Genomic DNA, 19,742 nt, shown 5'->3' with positions numbered 1-19,742 from the left:
TTAGTATTAATAATTATCTAAAATTAAACAATAATCACGTATTGTCCTAATATTGATTTTCATTCGAATAATCCGTCTTTAAAAGGTAATGAAGTTTGCTTACCTGTGCCGACTGCGCTTATTTACCCATATCCTTTTGAGCGGCAGCCAAGCAGTTCATTTATCATCCTCCATGCAGCAATAGCGTTGCCAAATTCAGAAATCGACCTTACTCCCTCTCAAACAACTATTTCATTTAGACGTTGTCCGTTAATGAACATTAATTGTTCATTAACGGACAATCAAATATAAAAAAGAAACGGGCCGAAAGATCTTTCGGCCCGTTTCTTTTTATTAAATAATACTAAATATTTTCTTCGACTAGCTGTTGTAGCTCTAATATTTCACTGCTTCTCCTCCGGGTTTCACCGGCCAATTTTGCATCAGTAGCTAGCGATTTACCGTAAGATGGGATCATCTCTTTAAATTTATGTTCCCAGGTTTTGACTTGTTCGGGGAAGCATTTTTGCAACAGTTTGATCATAATAGAAACTGAAGTTGATGCACCGGGAGAAGCACCAAGTAGAGCAGAAATAGAACCGTCTGCACTGCTTACCACCTCGGTACCGAATTCGAGCACGCCGCCGTGCACCGGATCTTTTTTAATAACCTGTACACGCTGTCCGGCTATTTCTAATTCCCAATCTTCTTTACGAGCCGTCGGCACGTATTCCCGCAGCGCCTCTATTCTATCGTCCGGTGATTGTCTAACCTGATCTATTAAATATTTAGTCAGCTTCAGGTTATCCAGTCCTGCCGCCAACATCGGTCTAATATTATTAATCTTGATGGAAGCCGGTAAATCCAACCATGATCCATTTTTAAGGAACTTTGTGGAAAAGCCAGCGTAAGGACCGAAAAGTAAGGCCTTCTTACCATCGATGATACGTGTATCAAGATGCGGAACAGACATCGGTGGAGATCCAACCGCTGCCTTTCCATAAACTTTCGCTTCATGTTGAGCGATGACGTCCGGGTTGGTGCATCGAAGCCATTGACCGCTTACCGGGAAGCCACCGAAGCCTTTCCCTTCTTTAATATCTGATTTCTCGAGTAAAGGCAAAGCACCTCCACCAGCACCGATAAATACAAACTTTGCAATAACCGTGCGTTTACGCTTGGTTGTGCTATTCCTCACTTCAATCTTCCACCTACCATCCGATAAACGCTCTAAATCGCGCACCTCATGAGCTAAACGAAGTTTAAAATTAGGCTGCTTCTTTAAATATTCAAATAGACAACGAGTAAGTGCTCCGAAATTGACATCCGTACCAATATCCATTTTTGTAGCTGCAACCGGTTGATCAGGGCTTCTACCTTCCATAATCAAAGGAATCCATTCCTTGATGGTAAGCTGATCCTCGGAATATTCCATTCCTCTAAAAAGATGATGATCCTTCATTGTCTCATATCTCTTTCGAAGGTAAGAGACATTAGCATCTCCCCAAACAAAACTCATATGAGGCACACTTCTTATAAATTGAGCCGGATTCTTCAGAACTCCCTTGCTTATCAATTGCGCCCAAAATTCTTTTGAGACTTCAAATTGTTCTGCAATATTAATGGCTTTTTTAATTTCGACGGAACCGTCCGGTAATTGTGGCGTATAGTTTAATTCACACAGGGCAGAGTGTCCGGTCCCTGCATTGTTCCATGCATCTGAACTTTCCGCTGCTACTTCGTCTAAACGTTCAAAAACCTCTATACTAGCTTCTGGCTGAATCTGGTTTAACATGATGCCCAAGGTAGCGCTCATGATTCCCGCACCTATCAATACAGCATCCTTTTCTTGAATGGTGTTTTTGTTACTTTTAGTCATTTCAATCTATGGTTTGCAAAAATAACACCATCCGATTACATTTTCTTAAAAAAATAACAAAAGAACAGAATTATTTACATATATAATACAAAGTGACTTCCGTCATGGTTTTGCAATTATTCGTTACCGCCATTTTTTTATCCAATACAGCAATCATGATTTTTAATCGCTTTTTCCAGCTCGGAGCACTTCTCTGGAAATGACCATTTTTTGTATTTCGGAAGTACCTTCTCCTATCGTACAAAGTTTCGCGTCCCGGTAAAACTTTTCCACTGGAAAATCCTTGGTGTATCCATATCCACCAAAAATCTGAACGGCTTCTGTAGCAACCTTCACAGCCACTTCAGAGGCATAATATTTAGCCATAGCGGAAGCTTTCGTTACAGGGATTCCCTTGTTCTTCCATTCTGCAGCTCTTTGTATTAAGAGTTCAGCCGCTTCTACTTCAGTAGCCATATCCGCTATTTTGAACGATATCGCTTGGAAATTTGCTATTGGCTGTCCGAATTGATGGCGTTGCTGACTATATGTGATAGCTGCATCCAGTGCCCCTTTGGCAATTCCCAAGGCTAGAGCCGCTATTGATATTCGTCCGCCATCCAATACCTTCATCGCTTGCTTAAACCCTTCTCCCTCCACGCCCAATAAATTGCTTTTTGGTACACGAACATTGTCTAAAATAAGTTCAGTTGTTTCGGATGCACGCATCCCCAACTTATTTTCTTTTTTTCCATGCGTAAAGCCAGGTGTACCCTTTTCGATCATGAACGCAGAAATTCCACCTGACTCACCTTTATTACCCGTACGGGCCATCACCACCGCAATATCCCCGCTCTTTCCGTGGGTAATCCAATTTTTGGTTCCATTGATAACATAATGGTCGCCCTCTAAAACAGCAGTTGTAAGCATATTTAATGCATCAGACCCTGTATTCGCCTCAGTGAGCCCCCAAGCACCGATCCATTCCCCCGAAGCTAGCTTCGGCAACCAGCGGGCCTTTTGCTCTTCATTTCCAAAAGTAAGCAGGTGTCCGGTGCAGAGTGAATTATGCGCTGCCAGGGAAAGGCCGATCCCTCCACACACACGCGCAATTTCGACTATTACATCAACATATTCGTGATAACCGAGTCCAGCCCCGCCGTAATGCTCAGGCACCAATACCCCCATTAGTCCCAAAGCCCCCATTTGACCAAACAATTCGCGAGGAAAAATCTGCTCTTCGTCCCATTCCATAACATGTGGAAGAATATTTTTTTGTGCAAAGTCACGTACCATTTCCCGAATCATGGATTGATGGTCCGACGAGAAATAAGATGTTTCTCTATTTTCAAGCATAATAATTTATAATATGGTAATATACAATAATAACCAAATTATATCTTAAAAAAGAATATAAAATCAATATTTAAAAATAACAAAACAGTATTTGGTATAAAATCAAAGCCTATTCGTTTAGAATCGTATTAAGTTGTAAGTTATAAGTTTTGTGTGATACGTAAGGGTTAGTAGTGCAGCAATACTTTACTATCCACTCTTAACAATTGATCAGCGTTTAGGAGAGATTTTCGTAACATTCTTTCTAAACACGTGTCTTATATTCGTTAAACACATTTAATGCAATCAAAATGATAAAGAAAATTTCCATATTCTTACTCTTATTATCTGCCTTAACCATTGTAAAAGCCCATAATAAAACGGCAGAAGAACAAGGCAAACAATCCGTGCTATTAAAGATGAACCTAAAAAAAGGTGCTTCTTATCTTTTTAGCACCAGCATTGACCAACTCGTCAATCAGGAAGTGATGGGAAATCAGATGGACATCAAGCAACAAACGCAGGTAGATTATATCTATGAAGTGGTTGAGAGCAATACTCAGGGTATGAAAATCAAGAGCACTTATCAAACGATGGCAATCAACATGGAAACACCTCAAGGAAATTTTCATTTCGACTCAAAGCGTACAGACAATCCGGAAAGCCCGCTAAAAGCAGTTGGAAAAATGGTTGGCAAAAGCTTTTTTATGTATTTAAGTCCCGAAGGGGAAGTGACGAAAGTCGAAGGCATGCAGGATGTTTTGAATTCCATCGGTGGAGAAGCAAGCACGCAACAGTTGTTGAAACAGCAATTTAGTGATTCGGCTTTCATGAACATGATGAATGTCTCATTAAATATCTACCCAAACAAAGAAATTCAACCCAATGAAAGCTGGCAGAAAGACTTCAAAATGCCAATGGCCGGTATGATGGAGATGGACCTGCAAAACCAATACACCTTAACCGCCATCAATGGAAAACAAGCTGATATTTCGGTACATTCAACGATTAAATTAAGCCCTCTCAACTCTGAAAGCCCTTTGGGCAATATGCAAATCAACCTTACAGGGACTCAGGATGGCAAGGTTCAAGTGGACAGCTCCACTGGTCTTATCAACTCGAGCACAATAAATCAGCAAATCAGTGGTGACATCTCCGCACAGGGGATGAAGATTCCTATGAAGATTACCTCTAAAATTACATTAACGGGAAAAGCGTTGTAGGGTTGCTGAGTAGTTAAGTTTGGAAGTCGTTAAATAGGGAAATAGTTGAGTAGGAAAGTAGTTAATTATTCGTAAGTGTTTGCTTTTTCGGCACTCATGAGCTTCCTACGGTCGGTTAGCCGATGTGATAGTGGGAAGGGCCGGTGCGACCGAAAACTGATTTCCGAAAGCCGAAAGCCAACTTCGAAAGCTGCTAGTAGATAAGTTTGGAAGTCTTTAAGTAGCGAGCTGTAACTACTATTCAACGACTTCACTATTCAACAACTCAACTAATAATTAATAACTAACAAGGGAGATAAGCTGATTGCTATAGGGCAAGAGACGTTGTCTCCCGTTTAAAAAATCTAAACTTATTACAAAACTATATCCTGCTATTATTCCACCAAGTTGCTGAATCAGCTTACTAGCAGCGACTACCGTTCCCCCGGTTGCCAGCAAATCGTCATGAATCAAAACGCGAGCGCCTGGTTCAAAAGCATCGGTATGCATCTCTATAGTAGCTGAACCGTATTCCAGATCGTAGGATTGCTTGGTTGTTTGAGCAGGTAATTTCCCCTCCTTCCTTATCGGAACGAACGGTATTCCTAGATGATTTGCCAACATCAAACCGAACAAAAAGCCCCTACTTTCAATGCCGGCGACTACATCGAAGTGTACCTCTTTTAAGCGTGTTGCAAACTCCTCAATCACGAGATTACACAGATGGGCATTTTTTAGTATTGGGGTAATATCTTTGAATACGATACCGGGCTTGGGAAAATCTACAATATCTCGAATAGTAGCTTTCAGCAGATTGTCAATCATTGATCAAATATTATATAGGGTGCAATTTTACGCAAATATTTCCCATCGAATACAGGAATTCGTGATAAATCTTCCAAGTTTTTATAGTTACCGTGTTGATTTCTATAAGCGACGATCAGCCGTGCATACTTCGCTTTGATATAAGGATGCTTCCGTAACTCGTCAAGACTTATGCTGTTAATCGCGATGCGTTTTACATCGGTACTATCAACTTTTAAATAGGGTTCAATTTGTTGGTATCTTATCGTATCCATTCCATATACCTCCCGAAGTTGCGAAACTGAATAGAAACCGCCTAATAAATCGCGGTAACGAATGATGCGCGAGGCGAACACCGGTCCAATTCCAGGCAAGGGAAGCAAGGAAAGGCTGTCTATCTTGTTTAAATCCAATACGGAAAGCACGATCTGCGCCTTGCCGGATGTAGGTATTTTTTCTATAGGATGACGAATAGGGAAATCACTTTGAGATCGCGTTGCTGTCTCTACGCTTTTGATAGTTATATAGGGTTCGAGACGTTTATAATCATCCTGTGAAATTGTATATATTTTAAGTAGGTCATCTTTTTTCCTAAAACGGCCTCCCTTCGCCTCAAAATTCTTAATATTCTTAATTTGGCGTTCTTTAAGTCCCAGCTGTTGCCACTTGATTATTGGTAGATCATTCGGATCGAATTTGAAATAATGTGCGACGGCCTCTTGCTTTGATGCTTGTGCGCCAAGCTCTTCGGAGCGGTCAATCTCCACATCCTTCCAATCCGCTTCCAAGACTTCGATACGGGGACTATCCGGTTCATAAAACATACTGTACAGAAGCGGAATCAGCCATATAACCACGATTAAAAAAAGTAAACCGGAAATGCCGTTCAACTCTCTTCTGTGAAAGCCAAAATGCCTTTGCAGTCTTCTCAACATTTTTGATTAGTTTTTATTCCCAATTAAATAATATACAGGAATGCCCATCAATACAATAATCAGTCCCGGCCAAGTAAAGGTAGGCTGGTAAATTAGCAGTCCGATACAAATTGAGAACGCAGCTATGACGTAAATAGCAGGAAGCACCGGATACCCAAAGGCTTTATAGGTCCGGGGTATATCAGGTCGTTTCTTACGAAGAATAAATACGCCGATGATCGTTAACGCATAGAAGATCAATACGACAAAAATCACATAGTTCAATAAGTCGCCATACTTACCTGTCAAGCAGAGTGCCGAAGCCCAAACGCATTGAGCCCATAGCCCCCAGCCAGGTACTTCGAACCTGTTCAGCTTTCCTGCTTGTTTAAAAAAAACACCATCATTTGCCATGGTATAGTAAACGCGTGCTCCGGATAATATGAGTCCGTTGTCGCAGCCAAAAGTCGAAATCATAATCATAACAGCGATTACGACGGTACCGACATTGCCGAAAATGGCATGAGAAGCCACAACAGCGACGCGATCAGCCGGTGCAAAAGCGATATCCTGTAAAGAAACCGTAGCTAAATACATGACATTGGTAGACACATAAATAACTGTCACGATCAATGTGCCTAAAAAAAGGCTTAACCCTATATTGCGTTCAGGGTTTCTTATTTCCCCTGCTATGAATGTCACATTGTTCCAGGCATCACTGGAAAACAAAGAACCCACCATCGCTGATACAATTGCTGCAAAAAGTGCGGCTCCGCTGATATTGACAAACATCTCGCCACTGAAATCCCATGTTTTAGGCGTCCAGGCATCTGTCCAGTTCAAATTCCATATTTCCGATTTAAAAGCAGTTATCAATCCCAGGATAGTCAATCCCCCTAAAGAGAGTATCTTAACGATGGTAAGCACTGTTTGCAAAATCTTACCATTTTTTACGCCTCTTGTATTAAGCCATGTGAGCAAGACAATCACGGCAATTGCTGTGATTTGGGCCGCATTTAACTGAAATATATTATACTGATATAAGATGTGCTCATCACTTACTGCCGGAAAAAGGTAAGCCGTAAATTTAGCGAACGCAACACCAACCGCTGCAATAGTCCCTGTTTGAACAACGGCAAACAAAGCCCAACCGTACAGAAAAGCAATCAGTCGATTATAGGCCTCCCGAAGATAAACATATTGTCCTCCGGCCTTGGGGAACATGGCAGAAAGTTCACCATAGCTTAAGGCTGCCGTAAGCGTAATGGCACCGGTAAGCAGCCATATAATAATCAACCATCCGGCACTTCCAACCTGACGTACAATATCGGCGCTAACAATAAATATGCCTGAGCCTATCATGGATCCAACCACCAACATGGTCGCATCTAATAGGCCTAACTCTTTTTTCATATGATTTTCGGATTGTGCTTGATTCATCGTGGCTTCGGGTTATTCAAAACGAATGTAGAAAAATATTTTTGTGATTTTTTAAAAAAATAAATTTGATTATCTCGATAACCCTGTTTATTTTCAGCGAATTATTTTATTTGTATTTGCTGCTGAGAGCTCGAGTAAATAATGATTGCCATCTGTGTCAATATTATTTACATCTCGGTTTCAGCGAATTATTTTACCTTACGTTGGGTAACGGAGCCATTTAGATAAAACCTTTAGATACATTATAAACTCAATTGAAATTATGGATTTTCTACACAGTAATTTAATTTACATCATACCGATGTTAGGGCTTATAGGAATTTTGGTCATGATCGGCAAATCAAGATGGGTCAGCAGGCAGGATGCAGGTGATTCAACCATGCAGGAATTAGCTGGTCATATTGCGAATGGTGCCATGGCATTTTTAAAGGCCGAATGGAAGATATTGTCTTATTTTGTCGTTATTGCAGGTATATTATTAGCGTGGTCGGGCACCTTAAGTCCGTATTCCAGTTGGGTTATCGCAGTCTCATTTGTGATTGGAGCGGTTACGTCGGCCTTTGCCGGCTACATCGGGATGAATATTGCAACGAAAGCCAATGTACGGACTACCCAGGCGGCTCGCACGAGTTTGGCGAAAGCCTTGAAAGTGTCTTTTACCGGTGGTACGGTTATGGGACTCGGCGTAGCCGGTTTAGCCGTCTTAGGTCTTGGTTCTCTATTTATTGTCTTTTATACCATTTACGTTATCAATACAAATGGCGACATCAATGGGCTAGAGATGGAGAGAGCATTGGAAGTATTGGCAGGATTTTCTCTAGGGGCCGAATCCATTGCGCTATTTGCACGTGTTGGAGGCGGCATCTATACCAAAGCTGCTGATGTGGGCGCAGACCTTGTCGGAAAAGTAGAAGCGGGCATTCCGGAAGATGACGTAAGGAACCCTGCAACCATTGCCGATAATGTAGGCGATAATGTGGGCGATGTGGCGGGCATGGGAGCCGACTTATTTGGTTCTTATGTGGCTACCATCCTTGCTACGATGGTCTTAGGAAGAGAAATTGTCTCCGACGATAATTTCGGCGGCATTGCACCAATTCTGCTACCCATGCTCATTGCGGGCCTAGGCCTATTATTTTCTATCGTCGGTGCATCTTTGGTAAAGATCTCCAACGAAAACGGAAATGTACAAAAGGCACTAAATGTGGGCAACTGGAGCTCCATTGTATTGACAGCGATCGCATCTTTTTTCGCGGTAAACTGGTTATTACCGGACACAATGGTTATCCGGGGATTTGAATTCACCAAAACCGACACTTATTTAGCCATCGTTGTTGGTTTGATTGTAGGGGCACTCATGAGTATTATCACTGAATATTATACAGCCATGTCTAAAAGGCCGGTAAGATCTATTGTTCAACAATCATCGACCGGTCATGCAACCAATATTATTGCAGGTTTAGCAGTAGGGATGGAATCTACTGTTCTTCCTATTCTTGTCTTAGCCTCAGGTATTTACGGATCTTACCATTTTGCCGGCTTATACGGGGTTGCAATAGCAGCGGCGGGCATGATGGCGACCACAGCCATGCAACTAGCTATCGATGCCTTCGGACCCATCGCCGACAATGCAGGGGGGATTGCTGAGATGAGCCAGCTCCCAGAGGAGGTGCGCGGCAGGACCGATAACCTGGATGCCGTCGGAAATACCACCGCAGCAACCGGTAAAGGTTTCGCCATTGCCTCTGCCGCCCTAACCTCTTTAGCTTTATTTGCAGCTTTCGTTGGAATTGCCGGCATCGATCAGATAGATATTTACAAAGCCGATGTGCTTGCCGGCTTATTTGTTGGCGGTATGATTCCTTTTATCTTTTCCGCTTTATGTATTTCAGCCGTAGGTAGGGCCGCCATGGATATGGTACAAGAGGTTAGGAGGCAATTTAGGGAAATACCTGGAATCATGGAATATAAGGCCAAACCCGAGTATAACCGATGCGTTGAAATTTCGACCAAAGCCTCGATCCGGGAAATGATGTTACCCGGCGCCATTGCTCTTATTGTGCCGATTGTAGTTGGTTTCAGTTTTGGTCCGGAAGTATTGGGAGGCTTGTTAGCGGGCGTCACGGTTTCAGGTGTCCTCATGGGAATGTTTCAGTCCAATGCAGGTGGCGCCTGGGACAATGCCAAAAAGTCTTTCGAAAAAGGCGCTCATATTAACGGCGAAATTTATTATAAAAAATCAGAACCTCATAAAGCATCTGTTACGGGCGATACAGTGGGAGATCCTTTCAAAGACACTTCCGGTCCGTCAATGAATATTTTAATTAAATTGATGTCAATTGTGTCACTTATCATCGCTCCTCATATCAATGTTAACAAACATACGATTAGCAGTAAACAAGCAAAGCCAAAAACAGAAGCCTTTCAGACGGCAACCAGCCGACAGAATGTAACAAATACACAAAAATACGACCTATAACCCTTCGAAGGCGCTAAAATAACTTAGCGCCTTCTTTGTTTCTCAAATAAAAGTTGTAGGTTTGACTTTCTTTTAATAAAAGATAATGATTTTAAGTAAAAAAGACATCAAATCACCCAAACATTACATTATTTTAGCAAAATCACACCATATTTTAACAATAAATACAATTCACACAACCACAAAGTAAAAACCACATTTATGTTTTATAAAAAATCGATCCCCTCACTGATTAAGGAAGCACAAGAAAGTGGAGAAGGCACCTTAAAACGAACCTTATCAAGTTATCATCTAGTAGCTTTAGGAGTTGGCGCTATCATCGGTGCGGGACTTTTTTCACTGACGGGCATTGCTGCTGCGGATAATGCCGGACCGGCTGTTATACTTTCGTTTATCATTGCAGCTATCGGGTGCGGCTTTGCCGGTTTATGTTATGCTGAATTTGCATCTATGATCCCGGTTGCCGGGAGCGCTTATACCTATTCTTATGCCACCATGGGTGAGTTTATTGCCTGGATTATCGGTTGGGACCTTGTCCTGGAATATGCCTTGGCCGCAGCAACCGTATCGGTAAGCTGGTCGCAATATTTTTCTCAATTTTTAGCCGAAATCGGCATCCACTTGCCTGCTTCTCTCTTACATGGCCCGTGGGAAGGTGGTATGATCAATATCCCGGCTATCGTCATCGTATGTCTTTTATCGCTCTTATTGATGCGAGGAACACAGGAATCTTCTTTTGTGAACAACCTTCTTGTGATCGTGAAAATAGCGGTTGTATTAATATTTATCGCCTTAGGCTGGAAGTTTATCAACCCGGCAAACCACAGTCCTTTTATCCCTGCAAATGCCGGAGAGGAAGCTTTAAAAGCCGGCAAAATAGGTTTCTTCGACTTTTTTAGTAGCCCCGACTTTGGGCATTTTGGCATTAGCGGTGTGCTAAGAGGTGCAGGTGTTGTATTCTTCGCATTTATTGGATTCGATGCCGTCAGTACTGCGGCACAAGAAGCTAAAAATCCTCAAAAAGGAATGCCTATCGGTATTATCGGTTCATTACTTGTCTGTACACTATTATATGTGGCATTTTCTTATGTGATGACAGGATTGGAACATTATACCGCCTTTGAAGGTGATGCAAAACCTGTAGCTACAGCGTTTGCTAAAACCGGTTATACATTTTTGAATTTAGCGTTAATGATAGCGATTCTGGCCGGCTATACTTCCGTTATTCTGGTGATGTTACTGGGACAGAGCCGCGTATTTTATAGCATGAGTAAAGACGGTTTATTGCCAAAGTTCTTCTCTGATCTCTCTAAAAACCAAACACCATGGAAATCTAATTTACTTTTCATGGTCTTCGTCAGTATTTTTGCCGGTTTTGTACCTGTTTCTGATTTAGGCCATATGGTAAGTATAGGGACATTATTTGCTTTCACGCTTGTCTGCATTGGTGTAATTATACTTAGAAAAAAAGACCCGCAGTTAGATCGGCCTTTTAAAACGCCGCTTGTACCCCTCATTCCAATCTTGGGTATTATTATTTGTGTTACGATGATGGCTGGCCTTCCCATAGAAAGCTGGGAGCGTTTAGCGATCTGGATGGCGTTGGGTATTATCATCTATTTCGGTTATAGTAAATCACATAGCCTTGCACGACTGGCAGCTGAACGTGATAACACTCCATAAATAAAAGGGCCGGCCGGCCCTTTTATTGTGAATAAGGAAACCGTAAATAGCCAACGCCTGCTTTTGTGTTGCGTCGCCGTACATCAAATGGGCAACTTAAACGTTCTCTAACAATCCGGTCAGCTAAATATTCGATTCAATTACGGCAGGAAAATATAGCCATTGGATATAAACCAAGTTTTATATAAGTTTGATTTATAAAACCAAAAACATGTTTTTCAACATTAAGGAAATTGCGTCTGTTACGATGATCCTTTTTGCGATCATCGATATATTAGGATCCATTCCGATTATTATTGATCTCCGTCAAAAAGCAGGAAAAATTGAATCAGGAAAAGCAAGCATTGTGGCCATGATACTCATGATCGCTTTTCTCTTCATAGGTGAAAGTATGCTGAAGCTTATCGGAATTGATGTTGCTTCTTTTGCAATTGCCGGCTCATTGGTTATTTTCTTTATTGCTATGGAAATGGTTTTAGGGATGACTTTCTTTAAGGATGACAGCTTTGAAACGGCTTCCATCGTGCCTTTAGCCTTCCCGCTGATCGCCGGAGCCGGAACCATGACCACCATTCTCTCTCTTAAATCAGAATACGCCACACAGAATATCATTGTCGGCATACTGATTAACATAGCTATCATTTATATTGTATTAAAAAACACATATCGCTTGGAAAAGCTTTTGGGGCGTACGGGATTAGCTGTGTTAAGAAAAGCTTTCGGAGTAATCCTGCTGGCTATTGCTATCAAACTTTTCAGAAGCAATACAGGATTGTAAATTCAAAAGTAAAAAGCCAAAAGTCAAAAGTCAAAAGTCAAAAGCCTGCCTCCGTAGCGATTCTACAACTTGTTTTCAGCGCTCGGCTATCGGCTTTCGCCAGTGTTACTGCTACTGCCACTATTACAAACCGACTGCCACGACCCTCACTATTAACTATCCCCTACTCCCTACTAGCTCACTACTAACTATTCCCTACTCACTACTAGCTACTTCAACTTGCTAAGCAGGGGAAAAATTCGTATTTTACGGGAAAACCGAATTTTATATGGAATTATACTACTCATTCTCTGTACTTATCGTCCTTTCAGCCGTTTTCTCTTATATAAACGAACGGTTTTTAAAACTGCCTTCTACTATTGGCGTTATGGTGATTGCCCTTTTGGTATCATTGGGTCTTATTCTGACCGACAAGATTTTCCCTCATACCTTTCAGGAATTCTCCACCTTTATCTCCTCCGTTGATTTTACAGAAGTGCTCATGGGAGCGATGTTAAATTTTTTATTATTTGCCGGGGCAATCCATATCCGGTTAAGTGACTTGAAAGAGCAAAAGGCGCCGGTAATGGTCTTTTCTACTGTAAGTGTTATCATCTCTACTTTTGCCGTCGGCTTTATGCTATTTTACATCTTGCAATGGTTACACATGGGAATACCGCTCATTCAATGTTTACTCTTTGGCGCACTGATCTCACCAACTGATCCAATAGCCGTTTTAGGTATTTTAAAACAAGCAGGTGTTCCCAAATCATTGGAGACAAAAGTTGCCGGTGAATCCCTCTTCAATGATGGGATTGCTGTTGTAGTTTTCATTATTATGTTACAGCTTGCGCAAGGTGAAGATGTAGATTTATCGTTCGGTAGCATCTCCTGGTTGCTCGCGAAAGAAGCGCTTGGCGGTGTAGCACTGGGATTACTACTAGGTTATATCGCCTCTAAAACAATAGGAAAAATCGACAATTATAAAGTGGAAGTTCTGATTACCCTTGCGGTGGTAATGGGTGGCCACCTGGTGGCAAGTGCGATACATATGTCCGGCCCCTTAGCTATGGTAGCTTCCGGGTTAGTGGTTGGAAACTACGGACGTAGCTTTGCGCTAAGCGAAGTGTCTAAAGATTATTTAGATAAGTTCTGGGAATTAATCGATGAAATCATGAATGCCATATTATTCTTGATTATTGGCTTTGAACTCATTCTTATAACGAATATTGGTGACTATTGGTTGATCGGTATAATAAGCATCGCAATGGTTTTGCTAGCTCGCTTTGTTTCGATATGGCTGCCGGTTAATATCATTCCGATGAAGACTAAATTTAATAGGGCAACGATTACCATTCTTGTGTGGGGAGGTCTAAGAGGTGGTGTATCCGTAGCGTTGGCACTCTCTATAGATAGCCATTTGAATAAAGATTTATTGCTTTCGATTACTTACTATGTTGTTCTTTTCTCCATCCTTGTACAGGGTTTAACAATTGGTAAGCTAACCAATAAGGCCCGGCAAATTGCAACCGAAGACGTTTAGTAAGTTACAACGGATTTTTAATGAGCCGGGCAACGAACATGGTATCCGCCCGGTTTTCATACCCTTTTAAGAGCGTCGCCCGCTCAAGGCGCAAACCTAATTTTTCTGCAAAAGCGACTTGTTCTTCATTTTCCGCTCCATATACAGAACAAGTAATATAGATTAAGGGCTTATTCACTTTCAAATGTCGTATAACATTTTGCAAAATACGCCGCTGCAAATCAACAAAATAACGCAACTTCCCCTCGCTAAACTGTTGCATCATTTCCGGGGTCCTACCCCAAGTTCCCGACCCTGAGCACGGCGCATCCAGTATAATACCATCGAAAGTATCGTTCCCAAGAATAATGGACGGATCTTTGGTAAGATCAATAATTTTTCTCCGATAATCCTTAATGGCTGCTTTCTCAAAACGTTCATCCAAATTTCTCAATATGCTGGATCGAACATCGCTCACTAATAAATTGACCCCTGGGTAAGTTTGCATTAACAAGAGCGATTTTCCTCCCGAAGCGGCACATGCATCCCACCATTTTTCACCCGCTTTCGCCTCAAAATAGTCGCCGGTTTGCTGCGACGATCGATCTTGCACCTCATACATCCCACGAAGTTCTTCATACTGATCAAGCTTCGTCCCATTTTCCAGCGCAAGGCACGACCGCCCGATTCGCTCATAATTGATTTGGTTACGTTCTAAGCACTTTAAGACAATGCTTTCAGCTCCCGGACGAAGCCTTAAAAAAAGCTTGGGCTGTCGAAACAGACTCTTTAGGAAAAGACCGGTATCCAAATCTGCTGAGACGTGCGCTATCAAAGGAAAAACCTCATGAACATCAAAAGAAAAACGATTGGCTAATAGAAGTAATTTTCCATCAATCGTCTCTGTTATTGTATGACTCAAAGCAGGATCTAACAGAGCCACGACATCGCTTTCCGTGCAGCACAGGTATTCGGCAATAGTTAGACGTTCCAATACCGGCAAAGCCGGTAGCCCCTCACCTAACCGAAAATAATTATAGCTCCATCGAGATAGCGTACGCCTATCATTCGATCCCATTTGTCGGTTTTCCTTAAAAAAAAGGGTAAGAAACCTGGAAAGTGGCTCCTTACCCTTTACATAGGTATCTAAAAGACGTTCAAAGCTTCTTAGTTGCTGTGAAAGACGTTTTTCATTCATTAATTTTTCCTAAAAGGGTCTATAAAATTGGCCATTAAAGCGCAATAAACGTACACTGGTATTGATGTAACCTAACGCTGGATCATGTACGAATTCAAAGCCAATGGAGGCCCCCATATGTTTCTCTTTGACAAGCTTCTCGGCATAATCCGTTGGATATTTAGCTAATAAGCGGCCGAAGAATACGCCGGTATCGTATCCCTTAAAGGCAAATTCTGAAGGAATCACTTTAAAGAGCGAAAAATAGTCTTTTCTAAACTGCTGTACTTCCGGTTTTTTTTCATCAATAAAATAGGAAGAGCTTATACAGGTACGAAGTGCCGATAAATATTCCGGATTTAAATCCAGCTTACTCCAGTTGGGATGACCGATAAGTGAAATGTCATAAGCACTCTCCGTTTTCAACTTATTTAAACTTGCCAACAGCTGAGCAATAAAAAATTGGTTAGTCGAAGCATTTATAACTATATTTTTCCCAACGGTATTTAAACTAGCCTCTATCTCGCTTAATTCGTTGAGTTCGCTGTATTTCACCTCTTTTTTATCCAGTGCTGCACGAAGAGGAACGAGGAGCTTTTCACTATCCTCATCAATATTGTTTAATATTACTACGTGATCTCCGATTTCATATTCCGAGGCAATATAATTTGCCAAGGTCTGCGCATGCATGTCAATCGGAGGCGTTACCGTTACCAATTTGTTTGTCTGATATTGGGAGGGGCTACGAGCCGCCAAGGGTGAAATCTGCAATTTACCGCTAAGATTCGCCACATCACTGAAAGCGTTGATTTCAGTTGGAAAGACCGGGCCTACAACTAATGCGGCCTCTGTTATGCTTTTCCCTACCGCTATTTTTCTGACCTCAGCAACATTATCACGCGTGTCCAACACATCAAGTTTAAAATTATCGCCGCTTGACGTAAGGTTATCCAAGCCTAACTTGAAACCCTGGTAAAAATCCAAGGCTAAGCTAGACCGCTCCACATCCCGTTTATTCGGTACAGAATCGATCACTTTGTCCAACTGGAAAGGTAGTAACAGTGCAATATTATTGAAATGTGCACGCTTCTCCACAGCCTCTTTCTCCCGATCTTTAACTTTCTTGTCCGGCGTTTCCTTAGTGGGTTCTTTTGTCTCCTTACGGCCTCCCGGTCTCAGGACCTTAGGCGAACAAGCTCCCAGCACACTCAAAAGCAGTGCAAAAACCAGTATTTTACTCCCACTCAATGGTAGCCGGTGGTTTTGAACTAATATCATAAACAACTCGGTTTATCCCTTTTACGTGATTAATAATTTCGTTTGATATTTTTGCTAAAAGATCATAAGGAAGGTGAATCCAGTCTGCTGTCATCCCATCCAAAGATCCAACGGCTCTGAGCGCAATAACGTATTCATATGTACGCTCATCCCCCATTACTCCTACCGATTGCACGGGCAAAAAGATAGCACCAGCCTGCCAAACTTTATTATACCAGCCCGACTCGCGTAAGTTTCTGATATAAATGGCATCGGCTTGCTGTAAGATATTAACTTTTTCGGCGGTAATTTCGCCCAGGATTCGTATGCCCAATCCAGGTCCCGGAAAAGGATGGCGGCCTAAAATAAGTGGATCGATTCCCAAGGCAGCTCCTACCCTTCGCACTTCATCCTTAAATAGGGTATTTAAAGGCTCCACCACTTTCAGTTTCATAAAATCGGGAAGGCCTCCTACGTTATGATGCGATTTAATGGTGGCGGAAGGACCTTTAACGGATACCGATTCAATGACGTCCGGATAAATAGTTCCCTGCCCCAACCACTTCACTTCCACGCCTTCCGGCAGCTCTTGCTGCACTTCGTGCGCTGCACTGTCGAACACGTCAATAAAGGCACCGCCAATGATCTTTCGCTTTCTCTCGGGATCGGTTACCCCTTTCAACTTATCATAGAAAAGTGCTTTTGCATCGATACCTTTGATGTTTAATCCCATGTGTTTATACGAATCGAGCACTTGTTCGAATTCGTCTTTACGAAGCAAACCATTATCGACAAAAATGCAGTGCAGGTTCTTTCCAATTGCCTGGTGTAAAAGCACGGCTGCCACGGAAGAGTCTACCCCTCCCGATAGTGCTAAAATTACATGGTCATTTTGAAGTTTATCTTTTAGCTCTGCAATTGTTGTTTCAATAAAAGTATCCGGCGTCCAGTCCTGGCTGCAGCCACAGATATTCAGCACGAAATTCTCCAACAACTTTTTCCCGTCCAAACTATGGGTCACTTCGGGATGGAATTGAATACCATAGGTATTAGAATCCTTAACATGATACGCCGCTACCTGCACTTTATCCGTACTCGCGATAATCTCGAAACCCTCCGGCACATATTTAATGGTATCACCGTGTGACATCCATACCTGAGAATCTAAAGGAATACCTTTAAGCAGGGCACTTTCTTGATTAACGAACAGTAAGTTTGCACGCCCATATTCTCTGATTTCAGAAGGCGTTACTTCGCCCCCCGAATGTTGTGCTATATACTGGGCTCCATAGCAAACGCCTAATAGCGGAATTTTTCCGTGAAATTGATTAAAGTTGATTTGTGGAGCATCATCCTGACGAACAGATGAAGGACTGCCCGACAAAATTACACCTTTTACATACTCGTCAAATGTTGGAAGATGGTTGAAAGGATGTATTTCACAATATACATTTAGCTCTCTGACCCGGCGAGCGATCAACTGTGTGTACTGCGAACCAAAGTCAAGAATAATAATTTTTTCTTGCATGGGCCAAAGTTAGGTATTTTGTTTACTTTTTTATGGCAAAAAAACAAAAAGCTTGCTGTAGTCTTAAGGAATTCGCCTTTAACCTTTGGATGAAGGTGTATATATTATAAGAACGTTTTTTTTAGTCACTTTTATTCGTTATTGTTTGTTTTAAAAGGTACTCATGCTACTTCGTGGTTTCCGCAAAAAGTGACGCAAAAACTCGTCGCTTGGACCTTTGCTACAACGGTAGTGCATCAACGTGCAAACCGCAAATTTCCTAGGCGACATCTTCAGAAACCAACAGTTGATGCTTTTAACCGGACGTATTATTTCTTTAGCCCTAATAAGCCTTGCGCACGGGAAAAACGGCCTTGGAGGATACTGATGCAACGAGCAGCAAAACATGTGTAGTTTCTGCTCATATTGCACTATCTAAGCGGATTGAGGAAGTGAAACGGCTCCAATACGCGCTAGTGATGCTTTGCAATCAGTTGCAAAGTAGCCTACACTACCTTGATTTATTCACTCGTGCTTGTTTTCAGATGAGTTCATGAGCTCATTGTTCCACTCTTCGGTTTGTTCAACTTTTATCAAGAAAAGTTCATTAAAAAAATGTTCCTTTTAAAGCGAAACCGACCAACGGGAAGCTCACCGAAGGTAATCTCTGGCTGTTGTTTAGCTGGTAAAAAGGCAAAATTACTCTACGACTACTCCCATCGAACAGAATTTCTCGATACGGTCATTCACAAGTGTATCAATCTGTCTATCATTTAGTTCGACGATATCTTTTATAAGCTGTTCTTTTATTGTGTTTGCCATTTGCTCAGGGTCTTGATGAGCACCGCCTAAGGGTTCAGGCAATATACCGTCAATAAGACCATTGCTGTACATATTCTCCGCAGTGAGTTTTAAGCACTCCGCAGCTTTTTCTTTATAATCCCAGCTTCGCCACAATATGGAGGAGCAGGACTCGGGCGATATAACCGAATACCAGGAGTGCTCTAACATATATACTTTATCTCCTATACCGATACCGATCGCTCCACCGGAAGCACCTTCACCTATAATAATACAGATAACAGGGACCTTTAAAACCGACATTTCCAGTAGGTTTCTGGCAATCGCTTCAGCCTGCCCACGCTCTTCGGCCTCAATACCCGGATAGGCGCCCATGGTATCAACGAATGTAATAACTGGTTTTCCAAACTTTTCAGCCATGCGCATTAACCTTAAAGCTTTCCGATATCCTTCCGGGTTAGCCATACCGAAGTTACGGAATTGACGTTCTTTGGTGTTTTTCCCTTTCTGATGACCAATAATCATTACGGAATGACCGCCCAGTTTCGCTAAGCCGCCAACGATGGCCTTATCGTCACGCACATTGCGGTCACCATGTAATTCTACAAAATCTTCACAGATCATCTGAATATAATCAAGCGTTTGCGGTCGATCTGCATGACGTGCCATTTGCACTTTTTGCCAGCCGTTCAGATTGCTATAGATTTCCTTGCGGGTTTCCTCTAATTTCCCTTGCAGTTCGGTGATCGTGGCAGACATATCCACCTTTGTCTTCTCAGCCACTTGGTTCACCTTCTCAATTTGCATTAATAAATCAGCAATCGGCTTTTCAAAATCAAATGTTGTTTCCATAAAGAAAATTTGGGGTTGCTAAGGTACGGATATTTTTTTATTAGCCTAAAAATTCTTTCAATGTAGGGCGGTAATAGGTGTTAGCTGTTAGGTTTTAGGTATTAGGCGGTCAGCAGTCGGCTTCAACTTAGTTCAGCTAAGTCGAAGCCTATCTCGGAATGCAATTTTAGTTGTG

General features: G+C 42.0%; 14 protein-coding genes. 5 read left to right on the top strand and 9 right to left on the bottom strand.

The features are described from left to right. Window positions 1-343: 343 nt before the first annotated feature. Both FKG96_RS08290 and FKG96_RS08285 read right to left on the bottom strand, forming a co-directional pair. Window positions 344-1,858 (bottom strand): malate:quinone oxidoreductase, encoded by a 1,515-nt coding sequence (locus FKG96_RS08290; RefSeq protein WP_149105313.1) that lies wholly within the window; start codon window positions 1,856-1,858, stop codon window positions 344-346. 162 nt (window positions 1,859-2,020) lie between these two features. Further along, complete coding sequence (locus FKG96_RS08285; protein ID WP_130856393.1) at window positions 2,021-3,193, bottom strand: acyl-CoA dehydrogenase; 1,173 nt, start codon at window positions 3,191-3,193, stop codon at window positions 2,021-2,023. Between the two features lie 290 nt (window positions 3,194-3,483). On the opposite strand from FKG96_RS08285, the gene FKG96_RS08280 reads away from it, so the two are divergent. After that, window positions 3,484-4,395 (top strand): DUF6263 family protein, encoded by a 912-nt coding sequence (locus tag FKG96_RS08280; protein WP_130856392.1) that lies wholly within the window; start codon window positions 3,484-3,486, stop codon window positions 4,393-4,395. Between the two features lie 276 nt (window positions 4,396-4,671). Here FKG96_RS08280 and FKG96_RS08275 read toward each other — a convergent pair whose 3' ends face one another. The 3 genes from FKG96_RS08275 to FKG96_RS08265 are packed head-to-tail and all read right to left on the bottom strand — an operon-like array spanning window position 4,672 to window position 7,505. Next, on the bottom strand, window positions 4,672-5,199 hold the full coding sequence (locus FKG96_RS08275; protein ID WP_013665526.1) for an adenine phosphoribosyltransferase: 528 nt from the start codon (window positions 5,197-5,199) through the stop codon (window positions 4,672-4,674). Further along, complete coding sequence (locus tag FKG96_RS08270) at window positions 5,196-6,113, bottom strand: helix-hairpin-helix domain-containing protein (RefSeq protein WP_130856391.1); 918 nt, start codon at window positions 6,111-6,113, stop codon at window positions 5,196-5,198. Before FKG96_RS08270 ends, FKG96_RS08275 begins: the two co-directional genes overlap by 4 nt. A 6-nt stretch (window positions 6,114-6,119) precedes the next feature. Then, complete coding sequence (locus FKG96_RS08265) at window positions 6,120-7,505, bottom strand: APC family permease (protein ID WP_198140335.1); 1,386 nt, start codon at window positions 7,503-7,505, stop codon at window positions 6,120-6,122. Window positions 7,506-7,794: 289 nt separating this feature from the next. Here FKG96_RS08265 and FKG96_RS08260 point away from each other — a divergent pair, with 289 nt between their 5' ends. The 4 genes from FKG96_RS08260 to FKG96_RS08245 all read left to right on the top strand — a co-directional run bounded on the left by FKG96_RS08260 (window position 7,795) and on the right by FKG96_RS08245 (window position 13,994). Next, window positions 7,795-10,011 (top strand): sodium-translocating pyrophosphatase, encoded by a 2,217-nt coding sequence (locus FKG96_RS08260; RefSeq protein WP_149105312.1) that lies wholly within the window; start codon window positions 7,795-7,797, stop codon window positions 10,009-10,011. Window positions 10,012-10,212: 201 nt separating this feature from the next. Then, entirely contained in the window at window positions 10,213-11,694 is a 1,482-nt protein-coding gene (locus FKG96_RS08255; RefSeq protein WP_013665521.1) for an amino acid permease, read from the top strand. Window positions 11,695-11,905: 211 nt separating this feature from the next. Beyond that, window positions 11,906-12,472: a MarC family protein gene (locus FKG96_RS08250; RefSeq protein ID WP_130856389.1), complete on the top strand. Its 567-nt coding sequence runs from the start codon at window positions 11,906-11,908 to the stop codon at window positions 12,470-12,472. A 268-nt stretch (window positions 12,473-12,740) separates the two neighbouring features. Beyond that, window positions 12,741-13,994, top strand: coding sequence for a sodium:proton antiporter (locus FKG96_RS08245; protein WP_130856388.1), 1,254 nt, complete (start codon window positions 12,741-12,743; stop codon window positions 13,992-13,994). 4 nt (window positions 13,995-13,998) lie between these two features. Here the strand turns inward: FKG96_RS08245 and FKG96_RS08240 are convergent, their stop codons facing one another. The 4 genes from FKG96_RS08240 to FKG96_RS08225 all read right to left on the bottom strand — a co-directional run bounded on the left by FKG96_RS08240 (window position 13,999) and on the right by FKG96_RS08225 (window position 19,567). Continuing rightward, window positions 13,999-15,171 (bottom strand): RsmB/NOP family class I SAM-dependent RNA methyltransferase, encoded by a 1,173-nt coding sequence (locus FKG96_RS08240; RefSeq protein WP_130856387.1) that lies wholly within the window; start codon window positions 15,169-15,171, stop codon window positions 13,999-14,001. 9 nt (window positions 15,172-15,180) lie between these two features. Further along, entirely contained in the window at window positions 15,181-16,428 is a 1,248-nt protein-coding gene (locus tag FKG96_RS08235; protein ID WP_013665517.1) for an ABC transporter substrate-binding protein, read from the bottom strand. Then, entirely contained in the window at window positions 16,385-17,935 is a 1,551-nt protein-coding gene (gene guaA / locus FKG96_RS08230; protein ID WP_149105311.1) for a glutamine-hydrolyzing GMP synthase, read from the bottom strand. The genes FKG96_RS08235 and guaA overlap by 44 nt, the downstream gene beginning before the upstream one ends. 678 nt (window positions 17,936-18,613) lie before the next feature. After that, on the bottom strand, window positions 18,614-19,567 hold the full coding sequence (locus tag FKG96_RS08225) for an acetyl-CoA carboxylase carboxyltransferase subunit alpha (protein ID WP_013665514.1): 954 nt from the start codon (window positions 19,565-19,567) through the stop codon (window positions 18,614-18,616). Window positions 19,568-19,742 lie beyond the last annotated feature (175 nt).

Origin of the sequence: Olivibacter sp. LS-1 (genome assembly GCF_008245145.1) — a bacterium.
Lineage (GTDB): Bacteria > Bacteroidota > Bacteroidia > Sphingobacteriales > Sphingobacteriaceae > Olivibacter > Olivibacter oleidegradans.
This window is presented reverse-complemented; position numbering and strand designations above follow the sequence as displayed.

Bases quoted from the DNA above. Each gene is read 5' to 3' on its own strand.
- FKG96_RS08290 (WP_149105313.1), bottom strand. From the start codon at position 1,858: ATGACTAAAAGTAACAAAAACACCATTCAAGAAAAGGATGCTGTATTG.
- FKG96_RS08285 (WP_130856393.1), bottom strand. From the start codon at position 3,193: ATGCTTGAAAATAGAGAAACATCTTATTTCTCGTCGGACCATCAATCC.
- FKG96_RS08280 (WP_130856392.1), top strand. From the start codon at position 3,484: ATGATAAAGAAAATTTCCATATTCTTACTCTTATTATCTGCCTTAACC.
- FKG96_RS08275 (WP_013665526.1), bottom strand. From the start codon at position 5,199: ATGATTGACAATCTGCTGAAAGCTACTATTCGAGATATTGTAGATTTT.
- FKG96_RS08270 (WP_130856391.1), bottom strand. From the start codon at position 6,113: ATGTTGAGAAGACTGCAAAGGCATTTTGGCTTTCACAGAAGAGAGTTG.
- FKG96_RS08265 (WP_198140335.1), bottom strand. From the start codon at position 7,505: ATGAAAAAAGAGTTAGGCCTATTAGATGCGACCATGTTGGTGGTTGGA.
- FKG96_RS08260 (WP_149105312.1), top strand. From the start codon at position 7,795: ATGGATTTTCTACACAGTAATTTAATTTACATCATACCGATGTTAGGG.
- FKG96_RS08255 (WP_013665521.1), top strand. From the start codon at position 10,213: ATGTTTTATAAAAAATCGATCCCCTCACTGATTAAGGAAGCACAAGAA.
- FKG96_RS08250 (WP_130856389.1), top strand. From the start codon at position 11,906: ATGTTTTTCAACATTAAGGAAATTGCGTCTGTTACGATGATCCTTTTT.
- FKG96_RS08245 (WP_130856388.1), top strand. From the start codon at position 12,741: ATGGAATTATACTACTCATTCTCTGTACTTATCGTCCTTTCAGCCGTT.
- FKG96_RS08240 (WP_130856387.1), bottom strand. From the start codon at position 15,171: ATGAATGAAAAACGTCTTTCACAGCAACTAAGAAGCTTTGAACGTCTT.
- FKG96_RS08235 (WP_013665517.1), bottom strand. From the start codon at position 16,428: ATGATATTAGTTCAAAACCACCGGCTACCATTGAGTGGGAGTAAAATA.
- guaA (WP_149105311.1), bottom strand. From the start codon at position 17,935: ATGCAAGAAAAAATTATTATTCTTGACTTTGGTTCGCAGTACACACAG.
- FKG96_RS08225 (WP_013665514.1), bottom strand. From the start codon at position 19,567: ATGGAAACAACATTTGATTTTGAAAAGCCGATTGCTGATTTATTAATG.